The following is a 16,762-nucleotide window of genomic DNA, read 5'->3' as shown; positions in this document are numbered from 1 at the left end:
TCACGCATCGTCAACACCTTCCCTCGCTCATCGTCCCGTCAAAAAAAAGCCCCAGCGGCGAATGACGCTGCCGGGGTCCCAAGAGGGGCATTCCTTTCCCAGACACACCACAAAGAGAAACGCCGTTCCGGCCAGGAAACGAGGCCGGAACTCGCCGAACACCGGGACTGACGGCGAGGGATTCACTCGACGACCTTGCCGACTGGTCCCGATGTCGAAAACAGGTTAACGCAAAAGAGAAACGTTCTCAACTATATCAATGTTTAACCAAAGGAAACATATATTGGAGATTTTTGCGCATTGTTGATTTACTGCGCACGGTATAGACTCTCAACCAGTCATCCTCAAACTGGTCCGGAGTAGAGAGGTCCGTCGCATGAATACCGTTCAGGCAATCCCATTGTTCTCGCAAGCATTTCAGGACGTTTCGAGCTACATCGCCAGTATCCGCGCACCGTACACGCTCCAGGACATCCAAGGCTTCAACACGGCGTACAAACGGGCCTATCCTTCTCTCAGCCGGGAGGAAAAACGCAGAATCGAGGCCTTTGTGGACACCATGATCGAGCGCGTCGCCCAAAAGGAGCTGGCTAGCAAGATTTTCGGCGTCGTCTGAGATCCGCTACGGTACGCTCGCCCCGGCGCAGGACTCCGAGCCGGGCTCTCACTCTGGGCCGGGGCCCCGCCTTCGCCGCCCGACGATCGAAGCCAAGTATCGATTCTTGCGAAGTCGTTTTCCCGATCGATTTCCCTGCGCGGCGTGGTCAACCCCGATCCGGAATCGACACCGCGCCAACCCACCGTTTTTCAGTGCCTCCGAACACTCCCGGCGATATCATTGGCGTGGCGAGCCATTGCCCACGCCACGGCTGACCAGGCTACCGCATCGGCATCGCTTCACCACCGGTCCCCGGTGGAATGCGCTCGAAAAAAGCGTCTCACCTGCGAAGAATATGACTTGAGGAGACGGTAATGACAATTTTCAACGATCTTCCATGGGGCCCTTTCCGGAAAGGGGGGCGCGCACTTCTGCTACTGCTGGGTTCGGCCGCTGTTATGACCGCCTGCGGCGAACGATCGAATGACGGCGTCGCCCTCCCTGAGTCAATACAAAAATACGAAAAGACGGTAACACTCGCCGGAACGGTCACCGGCCACGGCGGCGCCATCACCCATGGCAAAGTCCTTGCCACCGATGAAAAAGGCCGTGTGATTTCCAGCAGCACACTGGAAAACACCAACCGCTATGCCATCGTGATCCCCGCCGGCACTTCCTTACCCATCCTGCTGCAGGTGCTTCCCGATATGGGCTCGGAAAACGCGACCCCACTCACGCTGGCCATCGCCGATGCATCGCTGACCAGCTACAACATCAATCCTCTGACGACGGCCATAGCCGAGAAAGCCAAATCCCTGGGCGGCTATACGCGCAAGAACCTGATGGCCGCAGCCGTGCTCAGCACCTCCGTGCCGGACGAGGACAAAACTTCTTCGGGCTTTCGCGGCGATCCGACCAGGAATTACGGCGGCTGGCACTGACGAGGCCGGCGCCGCATCTTTCCCGGAAAGTGCCGCGCATCGCTGAAGAGTCGCCACCGGCTCAGAAGGGGTGAACCGTCGAGAACACCCCAAGCCGCCGCCGCTTTGATCTTCGAAAGGAAGGTGCTTCCCTGCACCTCCAAATAAGGCGGGATCGTGGATTTTACTGCTGCTTTGCCTTGGCGATCTGCTCTTCGATTTCCTTGGAGGTTTCCGTATATGCCTTTTCCGGAATCGCTTCCTTGTGGGTGTTCTTGAAGACGAACACGAGAGCAATCACCAAAACTATCAAGCCGCCAATATAGAACCAAAAGTTATCTTTTTGTCGCTCCATTCCGACCTCCTCGAGCTCATTTTCAGGATGGCAGGGTCCGCATGAACTGCGATCCGACGCCATCCTACTGCCGCAAGAGTGATATCATCATGACGAACGCGACAAGGATGCATGACGAACCGATGCGGCAGCCTCGTGAACTCCCATGGACATGGAAGACAGCCGGATTTTCGCGACCCGATGCCAGGAGAGCGCATCTGTCACCGCCTGTGAGGGCATCAACGGCCAAACGGACCCCGAACCCCTTGTGAGCGCCTCACTCCCGGCATCGGCACCTTCCTGTCGCCGGCAGAGCACCCGCCCCCACAGCCAGCGATAGATGCCTCCAGGAACCGCCAGAGCAGCACCGCGAGGGCACCTCGGACACTTCCCCATGCACCGATCAATGAGAATACATTGCATTTCTCATCCGGAAGGCGTTTAATCCTGCTCGTGGACCGGAGTGGTTCCCGGTTCATATGAAATCCCAAGTTTCATGTCCCAGAAACCAGGAGTGGCGGCTGGTGGCTACCCCTTCTTGTCACCGGTCGCCTCTCTCTTTGCGGCAATACAAATTTTCATTTTGAAAGCGGCCGGCTGATCCATGGAAGGCGACTGGTTGCCGGCGGAGGTCTCGATGATAATGGACTGGCGCGAGAAGCTTCACCGCTTCTTCAGAAGCCGGACGCTCGAACAAACCTCCCCGGGCGCCGCAACGGCCGAGCATCAACGAGCATGCCAGGCCTATTTGACCGATGTCGTGGTCCCGAGCCTCGAGACCTTTTCCAACGAACTGCGGGCCTTGGGGCGTACGGTATCCATCAGTCTCCAGAAGCACCGCGCGCGCATCGTCGTCAAACACCTGACCCGCACGGAATTCGAATGGGCCGTCGAATCCAGGTGCGGCCCTCATGGCTGGGCGGTCTACCCCGTGGAGACCGTTCACCGCGGCAAGGGCAAGCAAATCGTCGAAGGAAGATTCGATACCCCTCATTGCGAAGCCGTTCATCTGCTGGACATCCTCACGGCGAGCTATATCTGGAGAATCCGGCAACCCAACCACTGAAACCCGGACTCAGCGCACCGGCCTGCATACCTGTTCCCTGAACCCGTGTCTATGGCCGGTGCCGGGCGGAAGCCGTCGGGGATTGGACGATTTTCGTGACGCCCCCGAATCCCGTCGCGCGCCTTGGAATGGGATGCGCGCCGAGCATCGACCCGTCTTTCAGACGAGCGCCGGTTTCTGCTGCGGAGGCTTCTTCAGGGAGAGCGGCCCGCGGTCGGGAGATCCTCCTGAACGGCGCGAAACACCGCGACGAGCGGGCAGGTTCTGCCGAAATCGGGAATCCGCCGCCGGGACTTGCCAGGCAGATCCCCATACGCTCAAGAATCCGATGGAAGCAGACCTGATTGCGCCGGCTCTGCCACTGACCGCGGGATGGTAGGTACTGACCGACCTCAGGAAGTTCGTCCTCAGGCGTCCCATCGAACGGTTCACCCCGCCGACCTCTCCGTATCCGCCCTCATCGACGTCCATCATCTCGAGCGAATGAAAACGACGCAGCAGGGAGATCTTACCTTCACAGTGGCGGATGGATCGTTGCCGTTTGTCCCGACCCAGTGCCCCACGGGGTATTGGCCGGCCGGAAGTGGCGCCCCGGATACGATTCGAACGTACGACCTTCCCCTTAGGAGGGGGACGCTCTATCCTACTGAGCTACCGGGGCGTTGAAATGGCGCGAGGCCTCCGTCTCATCGAAGGCTTCGTGTGCATTTTAGCCTTTATAAACAGGGTTTTCCAATCGAGACCCAAGGATGCAGGGCCGCTCGCAGCACTCTGCCGACCATCTTCACAAGCAATCGACACCGTGCCTAGCCGTTGGAGGACCTTGCATGCACAAATGCGCTCGTCTCGTCTTGATCTGCTCCGCGGTACTGGCGGGCTGTTCCGCCAATCCCCTGCTTCCCGAAGCCCGCGCCGTCAGAATCGTCACCAGCGAACCGGCCGGTTGCGAATATCTGGGCGAGGTCACGGGAAATCAGGGCAACTTCTTCACCGGCGACTTCACCAGCAATGCGAACCTGGAGACCGGCGCGCGCAACGGGATGAAAAACGAAGCGGCCAGGCTGGGAGCGAATACGGTGCTGCTCCTGACCAGCCGGGCGGGGGAAACCGGCAGCATGCGTATTTCCAATGGTTCCGGCAGCGGCCATGTGGCCGAGACGAACGTGACCTACTCGGGGATCGCCTACAAGTGTCCGGGCCGGTGATCCGGCCGGTTCAACGACGCAGCATCCGTTGAAACCGGGGTAGGATGCCGGAAACGGTCGCAGCGAAAGTGGCCCCATCCGCCCCCCGCCCGATGCCGAACCGTGGAATGGTGAACCGGTCACCCGGCTCCTTCCATACGCCGGGACGGGTGAGGACGGCGCCTTCGAAACCCAACCTCCGGCAGAGCGGGAGGTGCTCCGGCCTCCATCCGCCGTTGGGAAAGCAGAAGTAGCCGCCATAACCCGGCAAGGTTTGGAGTATTTCCAGCGATTGCTGCAGAGTCCGCTCCGCCTCGGCCTGGCTCAGGCGGGGGAGAATCTCGTGGCGATGGGTATGGGAGCCGAAGCGGACCAGACCGCTCGCCGCCATCTCGCGGATTTCCTCCTCGCTCAAAGGCCGATAGGCCTCGACCGCGTCTTCCGGAAGCGCGCCCGCCGAGGGAGACTCTCGCAGCAGAGCGTCCACCGCATCATCAATGGCGTCGGGATGTACATTGGCCTTGAAGTCTTCCTTGATGCGCCTGAGTGCGGCGGGCGCCACCCGTCCACCCAATGCAAGCTGCAGACGGTCGAACCAGAACAGGCGACGGCTGCCGATCGCCCCGGTGACGAGAAAGACGGTAGCCGCGAATCCGAATTCCCGCAAGACGGGGAAAGCGACGCGGAAATTGTTGGCGTAACCGTCGTCGAAGGTCAGAGCAACCCTGGACCGTCCGCCATCGTCCTCCTCCCAGGCACGCTCCAGAGGAACGACGCGGTAATGGCGGCACAGGTGCTGCATTTGGCTTCTGAATTCGGAGGCCCGGACCTGCAGCCAGTCGCCTTCTGCCAGCACGATGTCGTCCTCCATGACGCCGTGATACATCAGCACAGTCACACCTTTGCGGTGGGCCCGCCGTGCGATGGCATTGATACCGGCGAGGGCAAGCCCCGAGGCCAGAATACGCTTGAGCATAGTCTTCTCTCTCCGCGATGATTTCAACTCCCATCTCTCCCGGCCCGCTGGAGTTCCAAAGCCACCCGGTACAGGTCCTCCCGGCGCGCCCCGGTGATTCGGGCAGCCAGCCCGGTGGCGCTCTTGACCGAACACTCTTCCAGCAACAGCTTCAACACCCGCACAGCCTCCGCCGACGGCCCGGTTTGGGTCGGTTCGGGCTTGGCACCCTCGATCACCACCACGAATTCGCCCTTGCTGTTTTCCGGCGCCTGGTCCATGAGCGCCGGCATGTCCGCGGCAGGGGCTCCCAGGAAACTCTCGTGCAGCTTGGTCAGCTCGCGTGCCACCACGACCCGGCGGTCCCCGGGAAAAACCGTCGCGACATCGGCGATGCAGTCGCGGATACGGTGACTGGCTTCATAGAACACCAGGGTGCGCTCATCGGCCACCAACGATTCGAACCGGCGCCGCCTGGCCGCGCCGGTGCGTGGCGCAAACCCCTCGAATGCGAATCGCGCCGTGGACAACCCCGAGGCGGACAGGGCAGCGACGAGGGCGCAAGCGCCGGGCACCGGTGTTACGATGATCCCGGCGGCACGGGCCCGGCTCACCAGCGGAAATCCCGGATCGTTGATCAGCGGCGTGCCGGCGTCGCTGATCAAGGCGACGCGCTGGCCGTTTTTGAGCCTATCCATCAAGCGATCGGATGCCTGCTGCTCGTTGTGCTCGTGCAGGGCGAACAACGGCCGCTCGATGCCATAGCGGTCCAGCAAAGGCCGGCTGTGCCGGGTGTCCTCCGCGGCGATCAGATCGACCGTCTTGAGGATTTCCACGGCCCGAAAGCTGATGTCGCCCAGATTGCCGATCGGCGTGGCAACTAGGTATAGTACTCCGTTCATCCGCTCAGACGCCTGCATTTTCTAAATGGAATCAAAGGGTTCGACATGCGCATAGTCACTCGAGTCGCCGCCCTGGCGATCACTGCCGCCCTGGCCGGCTGCACCAGCCTGAAACCCGCGGCGAATGATCCGGCCGCCAGACTGTCGGCGGAAGCGCAAACCCGGCTGCGGGCAGGGGATTTCTCCGGCGCCGGCCAGCTCTATGAGAAGGCGGGCGGGATTTCGAACGTGCCGGACTACTTCCGTCTGCGCGCTGCCGATGCCTACCTGCGCGCGGGCGATTCGGCGACCTCGCGGCGGGTGCTGGGATCGGTCGACCCGCGGCGGCTGGATGTGGACGACCACATTCTCTATGGGTTACTCAACGCCCGCATCGACCTCAATGCCGGGCGTGCCCGGGAAGCCATGGCCAAGCTGGACAGTCTGGATTACTCACAGATGACCCTGGCCCAGAAAGGGCATTATCACACGCTGCGCGCGTCGGCCTACAACCAGCTGGGAAACATGGTGGAAAGCGCCCGGGAGCGCATCGCCGCCGGCCCCCTGCTGAGCTCGCCGGAGGCGGTGCAGAAAAACAACGAAGCGATCTTCGACGCCCTCAGCCGAGTTCCCGATCCGGTGCTGGAACAACAGTCCGAGGCCGCGACCGGGGTGTTCGAAGGCTGGGTGGCGCTGGCCAGGGCGGTCCGCCAGACCACGCCGGATCAGCGCGCCCAGGCCATCGCAGAGTGGAACGCACGCTATCCGACCCATCCGGCCCGGGGTGCATTCGCCGACTCTTTGATGCGGCGCAGCGATCGGGCGGCGGCCGAACCACCGACCACTGCCATGCCGGCCGCGGAAACCAGCGCCACCGTCCAGATCACTCCGCTGGCCGAACCCGGCGGCAGCCGATCCGCCCCGGTCGTCGCCGTGCTGCTGCCGCTCTCCGGCACCTACGCCGCACCCGCCCAAGCGATCCGGACCGGCATCGATGCCGCCCACGACGCTGACACTGCCCAGAACAAACCCGCCTTGCGCTTCTACGACACCCAGGCCGGGGACGTGCCGGCCCTGTACCGGAAAGCGCTGGCCGAAGGTGCAACCCAGGTCATCGGCCCATTGCTGAAAGAAGACGTCGCCGCCCTCGCCAACAGCGGCGACATGGCGACGCCGGTACTGGCGCTGAACGAGAATCCGGGGGTCAGCGCCGACCGCTTGTTCCAGTTCGGCCTCACGCCCGAGCAGGAAGTCGAACAGGTGGCGGCGAGCGCCCGCCTGGACAACCGCCACACGGCGCTCATGATCGCGCCGTCGTCGGCTTACGGCCAGCGGGTGGCGAACCACTTCAGCGATTACTGGCGCCAAACCGGCGGACGCATCGCAGCGGCGAAGACCTATACGGCCGGCGGCAACGATTATTCGACGCTTCTGGAAGACGTCGCTCTGCTGGTGGGACAAGGCGGCCAGACCACGCCGGTCCCTTACGAAAACGTGGCGGACTTCATTTTCCTGGCGGCTGATGAGCACGACGGGCGCATCATCAAGCCCTACCTCGAATCGCTGGGCGTGGACCTGCCGGTGTACGCGATGTCCTCGCTGTATTCGGGAGAACCCGACCCCGGACTGGGCCGGGAGCTGAACGGCGTGGTGTTCTGCGACATTCCCTGGCTGCTGGATGAAACCGCCGGCGACGCCTTATCCGAGCGTACACTGGAAGCCAAGGTCGCGCAGACCCCGCAGGACTACCGCCGGCTGATCGCCATGGGAATCGACGCCTACCGGCTCGCCGGCCGTCTCGACGAGCTGCATTCCGGCGGACGCTTCGAAGGCGCAACCGGTATACTCACCGTAGGCGAGGGCAACCGCATCCACCGCCAGTTGAGCTGCGCACGGTTCGAGGGCAACTCGCCGCGCCTCATCGGGCGTGCGCCCTCGCTGTAATGGCAGTCAGCGGCAGACACCGACCGCTGACCGGTCCCCAGGCCGAAAGCTGGACGGCGGAATACCTCACAGCCCGCGGCCTGCGTCTGATCGAGCGGAACTACCGCTGCCGCCTGGGGGAAATCGACCTCGTGATGGCTGAAGGCGCAACCCTGGTGTTCGTCGAAGTACGCTACCGCAGCGGCAAGCGGTACGGCGGAGCGCTGGCAAGCGTCGACCGCCACAAGTGCCGGCGGCTCCTGGCCACGGCGCAGCACTACATGGTCGAGCACCGCGTGACGGGTGCCGTCCGACTGGACGTGGTGGCGGTGTCGCCGGGTGCCGCCGGCCCGCAAGCAGAATGGATCAGGAACGCCATCGAAGCGCAATGAACCCACACGAACGCATCGAGCGCCATTTCAGCGCCCATATCGAAGCCGCGCAGGAGGCATTGACCATGCTCGGGGACGCGATCGAAATCGCCGCGGCAAAGCTGGCCCATTGCCTGCTGTCCGACGGCAAGATCCTGTGCTGTGGCAACGGCGGCTCGGCCGCCCAGGCCCAGCATTTCTCCTCGGAGATGCTCAACCGTTTCGAACGGGAACGGCCGGGACTGCCGGCCGTGGCGCTGACCACGGACACCTCCACCCTCACCTCCATCGCCAACGACTACCACTTCGACGAGGTGTTCGCCAAACAAGTGCGGGCACTGGGCCATGCCGGCGACATCCTGGTCATCTACAGCACCAGCGGCATCTCGCCCAGCGTGCTCTCCGCCGCGGTGGCCGCCCAAGACCGCGACATGAGCATCATCGCCCTGAACGGCCGTGACGGCGGCACCCTGGCACCGCTGCTGCGCGACACCGACGTGGAAATCCGCGTGACCGCACCCAGCACCGCACGCATCCAGGAAATCCACCTGCTGATCACCCATTGCCTGTGCGATCTGGTGGACCATCAGCTGTTCGGCGAATAGTGGGGGGAGAATGCCGATGGCCGTCTCCGAAGAATTCTTGCGCGAACTGGAAAAGCTGTTCCCACCTGGCAGCCGGCATACCGATCCGGCCGAGTGCTGGGCCTACGGCTATGACAACAGCAAACGACAGGCGCTGCCCGATGCGGTGGTGTTTCCCCGATCGCACGAGGATGTCGTGGCCCTGGTCAGATTATGCAACCGCCACCGCATCCCCCTCACTGCCCGTGGCCGCGGCACCGGCACCACCGGGGCCACCGTGCCCGTCGCAGGCGGCGTGGTCGCTTCGCTGGAACGGATGAGCCGGATCATCGAGATCTCGCCCGACAACCGCTTCGCCGTGGTCGAGCCCGGTGTCACCAACCAGGCACTGCAGGATGCAGTGAGGCCGGACGGCTTCTTCTGGCCGCCCGATCCGACTTCCGCCGAGTTTTGCAGCATCGGCGGCAATCTCGCCTACAACTCGGCCGGCCCCCGCGCGGTGAAATACGGCACGCCGCGGGAGAACACCCTGGGACTGCGGGCCGTGACAGGGGCCGGCGAGGAGCTGCGCTGCGGCGTCTACACCACCAAGGGCGTGGTGGGCTACGACCTGACCCGCCTCATCATCGGTTCCGAAGGAACCCTGGCCATCATCACCGAAGCGACCCTCAAACTCACTCCCCTGCCTTCCGCCAAACGTACCCTGCGGGCGATCTACGTGGACGTCGCTTCCGCCGCCCGCGCCATCGCCCGGATCATGGCCCAGCCGGTGATTCCCTGCGCACTGGAATTCATCGACGGCAACGCCATCGCCCTGGTGCGCCGCTACGCTGCCGTCGACCTGCCGGAAGACGCCGCCGCCCTGTTGATGATCGAAGTGGACGGTTCGCCCGAGAGCCTGGACGCCGCCGTCGAATCGCTGCGTGCAGCGGCCACCCTGGAGGGCCTGGTCGAGTTCCGCGCGGCCCGCACCGCCAGCGAGGTCGAAGCCCTGTGGAGCATCCGCAAGGCGCTGTCGCCCTCGCTGCGCAAGGTCGCGCCGAAGAAGCTCAACGAGGACGTGGTGGTGCCGGTGACCGAACTGCCGGCCCTGATCGCCGGCCTCGACGAGCTTTCGAGGAGGCACGCCATTCCCATCGTCAACTTCGGTCATGCCGGCAACGGCAACATCCACGTCAATCTGCTGTTCGACCCGGACCGGGCGGACGAGAACGAACGCGCCCACGCCTGTCTGCACGAGATGTTCACGCTGGTGCTGAAACTGCGCGGCACCCTGTCGGGCGAGCACGGGGTCGGAATCGAGAAGCGAGACTATGTCGGCGAGGAACTGGACCGGACCTCGCTGGCATTGATGCATGCCATCAAACGCCAGTTCGATCCGAACGGCATCCTCAATCCCGGCAAGTCCATTCCGGCGGAAGACCCGTCGCCACCGGCATGACGGTGAAGCTGGCCGACAAGCTCAGTGCCTTCTGGCGCACCCTCCGGACGGCTACCGGGGACGATGCCTACGAGCGTTATCTCGAACACTGGCGCCGCCACCATGACGGCGAAGGCCAGCCGCTGAGCCGCAAGGCCTTCTTCCGAGCCGAGCAGCAACGCCGCTGGAGCGGCGTCCGGCGTTGCTGCTGAACCGGGTCAAAGCTTGTTCTTGATCCGTTCGTACGCGTTCCTGATCTCCTCGCCCAGTACCTGGACGCCGGCCCAGACGTCTTCCGAAGCATCCTTGGCCTCGTCCGCCGCACGGGCCACCCGGGCCTTCAGCTCCTCGAGCTGTTCTTCGGCCTTTTCCCACTCGTCGCGGATGTTCATGCGCGCCAGATCCAATTGCACGACGATCTCGTCGCGCTGCTGCAGCAGTCCATCGCGGAACTTTTCCATCTCTTCTTTCAGGTTCATCGTGCCTTCTCCTGATCCAGTCAGCCCTCCGGCATCGCCACAAACGGCGCCGGGCCGGTGACAACATAACAGCTTATCGGCAGACGCCGCCAGTCTCCGCCCAAAAGGCCGCAGCGGCCGTGAAAAAGCAACGCTGCATTTCACGCCCCGCTGGCGCTGGCCGGTTGCGCCGGCACAGGGTCCGCATATCTAATGGGCACAGTTTTCTGTCTTCAAAAAAGGACACACCTGATGATCCATCAACACACCACACTCGAACGGCTGCCCGAGGCTTATAAGGTTCTTTTCACCGGCTTTCTGCTGGTCATCGGCATCGGTCTGCTGATGGCAGGGGAGCAGATCATGCTGACCCACGGCAAGGCGGACGGCAAACCGGGTCTTTCCATCAACGACATCATTTATAGCTACTACGGCAACCGCACGGGTTCCAAGCTGGAAACCATGCTCAAAGGCCAGATGAAGCCCATGGCACCGGACGAGGTAAGGTTCGAGCTGATCGAATGGGCGGAAGACGGCGCGCCGATGACCGAATGGGCGTCCAAGATCAAGCCGCGCCTGGACCAATACTGCGTAAGCTGCCACAACGCGGATTCTGGCCTGCCGGACTTCACCAAGCCGGAAAACGTGCAGAAGGTCGCCGAGATCGACCATGGAGCCTCCATCACTTCACTGACCCGCGTCTCGCACATCCATTTGTTTGGCATCGCCTTCATCTTCATGTTCGTGGGCTGGATTTTCGGCCTGGCCGAATTCCCGCGGAAATGGAAGCTGATCCTCATCGCCACGCCCTTCGCCTTCCTCATCGTCGACGTCCTGTCGTGGTGGCTGACCAAATTCTTCTCCATCTTCGCCTGGCTGACCATGATCGGCGGCATCGGCTACAGTCTGGCCTCGACGGTGATGATTCTCACCTCGCTGGCGCAGATGTGGCTGCCTCGGACCCAGTGGCTGAAGTACTGGACCTCGGAACAGCCGGCATCCGCCGATGGATCCTGAGCGGGGCCTCGCCCCGTCCGGAAAGCCGAATCTCCGAGGCGCCGGCGCATCCTGGCCGATCGTGCTCGAGGTGGCATCTCGGCCCCCGAAGCGACACGGCATCAAACCACCTTGGCACGCCAGCGGCCGTTGTGGCAGGATACAGCGGCTTCGTTCTGCGGCTTTCTGGCCGAGCCCGGGGCCATCCGCCTGCCGTTCCAGGCAATGCCAAGGAAACGCCCCGGACTCCGGCACTTTGATTTGAGCTGTAAGCATCATTCGTGAACATGAACTCCAACCGCTTGGCGTATACGGTGGCGGCCATCCCTCGCTCCCGAACGGCGGGCCGGCCATGATCGTGCCGACGCCACCGGGTCTGCCCGCCGTCCGCGCACCCAAACTTGCACCGTTGGGGGTAGCCGGTCGACCACCCCTGCCGCGAATGAACCGCGTCCCATGACCCACCCGACTCAAAGACCCGAAACCGAACCCCATCCTCCCAGTCCCGGGCCGGATTGAGTCGCGCCGCGGAGCAATGGCCATGACGTCGGTTTGGTTCGTGAGATTCAAGCCGGAAGACATCCCTCTTGAAACCTGCATTTGACTGACAAAAAGACCGTTTTCAGCAGGCTTCCCGCATGAACCAGATCGTCCTCATTGCGCTGCGCAGACCGTACACTTTTGTGGTTCTTTCGATCCTGATCGTTTTGTTCGGGATCCTGTCGGTGCTCAAAACGGCGACCGACGTCTTTCCGCCCATCAAGATACCCGTCGTTTCCGTGGTCTGGTCGTATGCCGGACTGCTGCCTCAGGACGTGTCGGGACGCATCACCTATTATTACGAGCGCGCCTTGACTTCGACGGTGGAAGGCATTGCGCGCATCGAAAGCAATTCGTACTACGGCATCAGCATCATCAATATCTATCTTCAGCCCGACACCAATCTCGCCGGTGCCGAGGCCGAGATCACCGCGATTTCGCAGACGGTGGTCAAACAGTTGCCGCCGGACATCTCACCCCCGCTGATCATGCGCCTGGAAGCGTCCTCGGTGCCGGTGGCCATGCTGCAGGTGACTTCCGATACGCTGTCGCCGTCGGAACTCTACAATCTCGCTTACGCACGCATCCGGACGCTGCTGGTCACCATCCCGGGAGCGATCCTGCCGCAACCCTACGGCGGCAAACCCCAGCAGCTGCTGGTCTCGCTCGACAAGCAGAAACTGCTCGCCCACAACATCACCGCCACCGACGTCCACAATGCTTTCGGCGATCAGAGCATCGTGCTGCCCGCGGGCGACATGAAGATCAAGCAGACCGACTGGATGGTGCAGACCAACGCCACGCCGATGCAGATCGAGGATTTCAACAACATCCCGATCAAGCGGGTCGACGCGACCAACTCCACGATCTATCTGCGCGACGTCGCCGATGTACAGATCGCCGGCCCGCCCCAGATCAACGCCGTGCTGGTCGAGGGCAAGCAGGCCGTCATGATCGTGGTGATGAAGAGCGGCAATGCATCGACCCTGGACGTGGTCGACGGCATCAAAAAGATGATTCCGCGCATCGAGCAAATCGTTCCCGAGGGCGTGAAAATCAAACTGCTGAACGATGCCTCGATCTTCGTGAAGGACTCGATCAAGGATGTTCTGCACGAAATGGGAACCGCCGCCTTGCTCACCGGGCTGGTCGTACTGCTGTTTCTCGGTTCCTGGCGACCGACGGTCATCATCGCGACCTCCATACCGCTGGCCATCCTGACCTCCCTCATCTGTCTGCACCTCCTGGGGGAGTCGATCAACATCATGACCCTGGGTGGACTGGCGCTGGCGGTCGGTATTCTGGTCGACGATGCGACCGTGATGATCGAGAACATCGACACCCACCTGGAAATGGGGAAGCCGCTCGAAACCGCCATCATCGATGCAGCCAACCAGATCGTCGTCCCGACCTTGGTGGCTACCCTTTGCATCGTCACGGTCTGGTTTCCGCTGTTCGAGCTGAGCGGCGTATCCGGGTATCTGTTCGCGCCGATGGCCGAGGCGGTGATCTTCGCCATGCTCGCCTCCTTCATCCTGTCGCGCACCCTGGTGCCGACCATGGCGAAATACGTGCTGGTAGCTCACGACGCGCCGCATTCCGCTCATCACGCAGCACAGCCGCCAGGCTTCCTGAGCCGCTTCCAGCAAGGTTTCGAACGCGGTTTCGACCGTTTCCGCGAAAACTACAAGGCGCGACTCGAGCAGGCGATAGCCCATCGTGGCGCTTTCATCCGAACCTTCCTGGCGTTCGCGGTCGGCTCTCTCGTCCTTTATTACTTCAACGGACGCGACTTCTTCCCCGAGATCAAGTCGGGAACCATCCAGATGCACATGCGGGCGCCGCTCGGCACGCGCATCGAGGTGGCCGGACGCATCGCCTCGCTGGTCTCGAACGACATCGCGAATCTCTTGCCCGGTCAGGTCGAAGGCGTCGTCAGCAACTGCGGTCTGCCGATCGGTCCGCACAATCTGGCTTTCATTCCGACCCCGACCATCGGCTCGCAGGATTGCGATCTGACGATCAGCCTGAAAAATGAAGCCTCACCCGTCTGGGATTACCGGCGCATACTCCGCAAAGGCTTGCGAGAGCGCTATCCGGGAACCGAATTCACTTTCCAGCCGGCGGATCTGACCGCGAAAATCCTCAACTTCGGTTCGCCATCGCCGATCGACGTCCGCATCAACGGCACGGAGATGGAAGCCAACTACGAATACGCGCGCCGGTTGGCAAGCGAGTTGCGCAAGATCAGCGGCGCCAGCGACGTGACGATCCAGCAGACCATGCGCACACCGACGCTGAACGTGAACGGTAATCGCAGCCTCGGACTCGGCATCGATTTGACCTTGAAAGACATCACCGACAATCTGCTGATGTCGACCTCCGGCAGCCAGCAGGTCGACCAGGTATTTTGGCTCGACCACAAGACCGGCCTGTCCTACCAGGTCAATATCTATCTGCCGCAGCCGCAGCTCGCCAGCATCAACGATCTCCTGACCATTCCGGTCGACAAAGGCGACATGAATCCCTCCGGGAAGGGCATGCAACTCCTTGGCAACGTCGCCTCCCTTTCCGTGACCGGTACGCCGGGAGTCGTCACCCACATGGACATCATGCCGGTGTTCGACATCTATGTGTCCGCCGAAGGACGTGACCTCGGCGGCGTGCTGGCGGACGTCGAGAAAGCCGTCGAGAGCATGGAGAAAGAGTTGCCCCGCGGCACGCAGGTGGACATCAAGGGACAGGCCGAAACCATGGCCAGCGCTTATTTCGAACTGCTGGCCGGCCTCGTTGCTGCGATCGTGCTGGTGTATCTGCTGCTCGTCATCAACTTCCAGTCCTGGCTCGATCCCTTCATCATCATTACCGCCTTGCCGGGTGCACTGGCGGGCATCGCCTGGTCGCTGTTCATCACCCACACCAATATTTCGGTACCGGCACTGACGGGCGCCATCATGTCGATGGGGACGGCGACCGCCAATTCGATCCTGGTCGTTTCCTATGCCCGCGAACGGTTCGAAATGCATGGCGACGCACTGAAAGCAGCCGTCGAGGCGGGCTATGCGCGCATACGACCGGTGCTGATGACCGCCTCGGCCATGATCATCGGCATGCTGCCGATGTCGCTGAGCAATTCCCAGAACGCACCGCTGGGCCGCGCCGTCATGGGCGGCCTGATGCTCGCCACCTTCGCGACGCTGCTTTTCGTACCGTGCGTCTACGCCATGATTTACAGCAAGCGAACCGCCAGCCGGAAGGAGAAAAGCTGATGCCCAAGATCCTGCGCGAACCGCGCATAGCTCTAGCGATTCTGCTTTGCGTCGTGTATGTCGGCTATCAGTTCTATCAGCGCAAACGCGACGCCGATGCCCTGCGCGAAGAAACGCTCCGGGAGGCCGTGCCGACCGTCGCCATCACCCACGCCCGGCCGATCGCGCCGACCGCGACCATTTCGCTTCCCGGCAATATCGACGCCTGGTATCAGGCGCCGATCTACGCCCAGATCCCCGGCTATGTGAAGATGTGGTACAAGGATTACGGGGCTCGCGTAAAGCAGGGCGAGGTGCTCGCGGAAATCAGCCAGCCGACGCTCGATGCCGAGTTTTCTCAGGCCAAGGCGGATCTGGAATCGCAACGCGCCAAATACAATCTCGCGCTGGTGTCCCTGAAACGCTGGCTGGCGCTGCGTGAATCGCACGCGGTGTCGGAACAGTCAATCTCGGTGCAGGAAGCCAATGAACGCTCCGAAGCGGCCCAGGTCAAGGCCGCGGAAAACAACGTCAATAATTTCCTGGCGAAGATGCGCTTCAAAACCATCGTCGCCCCTTATGATGGCGTGGTGACGCAGCGTAATGTCAACGTCGGTGACTACATCAACAAGGACGGCTATATCAGCAGCACCAACGGCAATACGGTCAGCAATCTGTTTTCCGTGGCCGACATACACAAGATGCGTCTCTTCATTTCCGTGCCGAGCACTCTGGCGGAAATACTCAAACCCGGCCTCACCGCCGACGTGGTCGTACCGCAATACACCAACCGCCATTTCACCGCCAATTTCCTGACCGCCGCCAACGGCATCGATCCGAACACCCGCACCATCGTGACCGAATTCACGATCGACAATGAAGACGGTGCCTTGTGGCCTGGATCGTACGCCACGGTCACCCTCACGGTGCCGAACGATACCCATATTCTCAGCATTCCTGCCAGCGCGCTGGTATTTCAGGAAGCCAACACGCAGGTCGCCGTGGTGACAGATGACGACCGCATTCACTTCAAACCGATCCAGGTGAGCAAGATTCTCGACGGAACGGTGGAGTTCACCGAAGGCGTCACTCCGAACGAACGCATCGTGAACAACCCCAGCGCCGCCCTGCTCGAAGGCGACAAGGTGCGCATCGTCAAACCGGCGCCGGGCTACGATCTTTCCGGCGAGGACGGACCGCCGGGGCTCCAGGAAGCCGCATCTCCGACTGCGGGCCAATGATGGACATGGGCTCGCGGATGAAGCCGGCGGCATCACGTATTTT

General features: G+C 62.2%; 16 protein-coding genes and 1 tRNA gene. 12 read left to right on the top strand and 5 right to left on the bottom strand.

All coding sequences use genetic code 11. The features are described 5' to 3' along the window. Positions 1 to 376: 376 nt before the first annotated feature. Together H156_RS0107390 and H156_RS0107385 are read left to right on the top strand one after the other, a co-directional pair. Entirely contained in the window at positions 377 to 616 is a 240-nt protein-coding gene (locus H156_RS0107390; protein WP_017366039.1) for a hypothetical protein, read from the top strand. 356 nt (positions 617 to 972) lie between these two features. Continuing rightward, positions 973 to 1,539, top strand: coding sequence for a hypothetical protein (locus tag H156_RS0107385; protein ID WP_017366038.1), 567 nt, complete (start codon positions 973 to 975; stop codon positions 1,537 to 1,539). A 163-nt stretch (positions 1,540 to 1,702) separates the two neighbouring features. On the opposite strand, the gene H156_RS17000 is transcribed toward H156_RS0107385, so the two are convergent. Continuing rightward, positions 1,703 to 1,873, bottom strand: a complete 171-nt coding sequence (locus H156_RS17000) for a hypothetical protein (RefSeq protein ID WP_017366037.1) — start codon at positions 1,871 to 1,873, stop codon at positions 1,703 to 1,705. Between the two features lie 616 nt (positions 1,874 to 2,489). Between H156_RS17000 and H156_RS0107375 the strand changes: the two genes are divergently transcribed. Beyond that, entirely contained in the window at positions 2,490 to 2,918 is a 429-nt protein-coding gene (locus H156_RS0107375; RefSeq protein WP_154656681.1) for a hypothetical protein, read from the top strand. Between the two features lie 584 nt (positions 2,919 to 3,502). Here the strand turns inward: H156_RS0107375 and H156_RS0107370 are convergent. Continuing rightward, positions 3,503 to 3,579, bottom strand: a tRNA-Arg gene (locus H156_RS0107370). Between the two features lie 166 nt (positions 3,580 to 3,745). Between H156_RS0107370 and H156_RS0107365 the strand changes: the two genes are divergently transcribed. Then, positions 3,746 to 4,123, top strand: coding sequence for a DUF4156 domain-containing protein (locus tag H156_RS0107365; protein WP_017366035.1), 378 nt, complete (start codon positions 3,746 to 3,748; stop codon positions 4,121 to 4,123). 10 nt (positions 4,124 to 4,133) lie between these two features. Here H156_RS0107365 and H156_RS0107360 read toward each other — a convergent pair whose 3' ends face one another. Further along, positions 4,134 to 5,078, bottom strand: coding sequence for a polysaccharide deacetylase family protein (locus H156_RS0107360; RefSeq protein ID WP_017366034.1), 945 nt, complete (start codon positions 5,076 to 5,078; stop codon positions 4,134 to 4,136). Positions 5,079 to 5,101: 23 nt separating this feature from the next. After that, entirely contained in the window at positions 5,102 to 5,977 is an 876-nt protein-coding gene (rsmI, locus tag H156_RS0107355; protein ID WP_017366033.1) for a 16S rRNA (cytidine(1402)-2'-O)-methyltransferase, read from the bottom strand. Positions 5,978 to 6,004: 27 nt separating this feature from the next. On the opposite strand from rsmI, the gene H156_RS0107350 reads away from it, so the two are divergent. Genes H156_RS0107350 through H156_RS0107330 form a run of 5 tightly spaced genes read left to right on the top strand, consistent with a single transcriptional unit; the run spans position 6,005 to position 10,448 of the window. Then, positions 6,005 to 7,882 carry a penicillin-binding protein activator gene (locus tag H156_RS0107350; RefSeq protein ID WP_017366032.1) on the top strand — a complete coding sequence of 626 codons (1,878 nt, stop codon included), beginning with the start codon at positions 6,005 to 6,007 and terminating at the stop codon, positions 7,880 to 7,882. Then, complete coding sequence (locus tag H156_RS0107345) at positions 7,882 to 8,253, top strand: YraN family protein (protein ID WP_017366031.1); 372 nt, start codon at positions 7,882 to 7,884, stop codon at positions 8,251 to 8,253. The genes H156_RS0107350 and H156_RS0107345 overlap by 1 nt, the downstream gene beginning before the upstream one ends. Further along, on the top strand, positions 8,250 to 8,837 hold the full coding sequence (locus H156_RS0107340; RefSeq protein ID WP_010959551.1) for a phosphoheptose isomerase: 588 nt from the start codon (positions 8,250 to 8,252) through the stop codon (positions 8,835 to 8,837). Before H156_RS0107345 ends, H156_RS0107340 begins: the two co-directional genes overlap by 4 nt. A gap of 16 nt (positions 8,838 to 8,853) precedes the next feature. Further along, on the top strand, positions 8,854 to 10,257 hold the full coding sequence (locus tag H156_RS0107335) for an FAD-binding oxidoreductase (RefSeq protein ID WP_017366030.1): 1,404 nt from the start codon (positions 8,854 to 8,856) through the stop codon (positions 10,255 to 10,257). After that, positions 10,254 to 10,448 (top strand): YbdD/YjiX family protein, encoded by a 195-nt coding sequence (locus H156_RS0107330; protein ID WP_010959549.1) that lies wholly within the window; start codon positions 10,254 to 10,256, stop codon positions 10,446 to 10,448. The genes H156_RS0107335 and H156_RS0107330 overlap by 4 nt, the downstream gene beginning before the upstream one ends. A 6-nt stretch (positions 10,449 to 10,454) precedes the next feature. Here the strand turns inward: H156_RS0107330 and H156_RS0107325 are convergent, their stop codons facing one another. Continuing rightward, positions 10,455 to 10,715 (bottom strand): hypothetical protein, encoded by a 261-nt coding sequence (locus H156_RS0107325; protein ID WP_017366029.1) that lies wholly within the window; start codon positions 10,713 to 10,715, stop codon positions 10,455 to 10,457. A 231-nt stretch (positions 10,716 to 10,946) separates the two neighbouring features. Between H156_RS0107325 and H156_RS0107320 the strand changes: the two genes are divergently transcribed. The 3 genes from H156_RS0107320 to H156_RS0107310 all read left to right on the top strand — a co-directional run bounded on the left by H156_RS0107320 (position 10,947) and on the right by H156_RS0107310 (position 16,719). Next, entirely contained in the window at positions 10,947 to 11,711 is a 765-nt protein-coding gene (locus H156_RS0107320) for a hypothetical protein (RefSeq protein ID WP_017366028.1), read from the top strand. 617 nt (positions 11,712 to 12,328) lie between these two features. After that, positions 12,329 to 15,499: an efflux RND transporter permease subunit gene (locus tag H156_RS0107315; protein WP_017366027.1), complete on the top strand. Its 3,171-nt coding sequence runs from the start codon at positions 12,329 to 12,331 to the stop codon at positions 15,497 to 15,499. Then, positions 15,499 to 16,719, top strand: coding sequence for an efflux RND transporter periplasmic adaptor subunit (locus H156_RS0107310; RefSeq protein WP_010959545.1), 1,221 nt, complete (start codon positions 15,499 to 15,501; stop codon positions 16,717 to 16,719). The genes H156_RS0107315 and H156_RS0107310 overlap by 1 nt, the downstream gene beginning before the upstream one ends. Positions 16,720 to 16,762: the final 43 nt, after the last annotated feature.

Origin of the sequence: Methylococcus capsulatus str. Texas = ATCC 19069 (assembly GCF_000424685.1) — a bacterium.
GTDB lineage: Bacteria > Pseudomonadota > Gammaproteobacteria > Methylococcales > Methylococcaceae > Methylococcus > Methylococcus capsulatus.
This window is presented reverse-complemented; position numbering and strand designations above follow the sequence as displayed.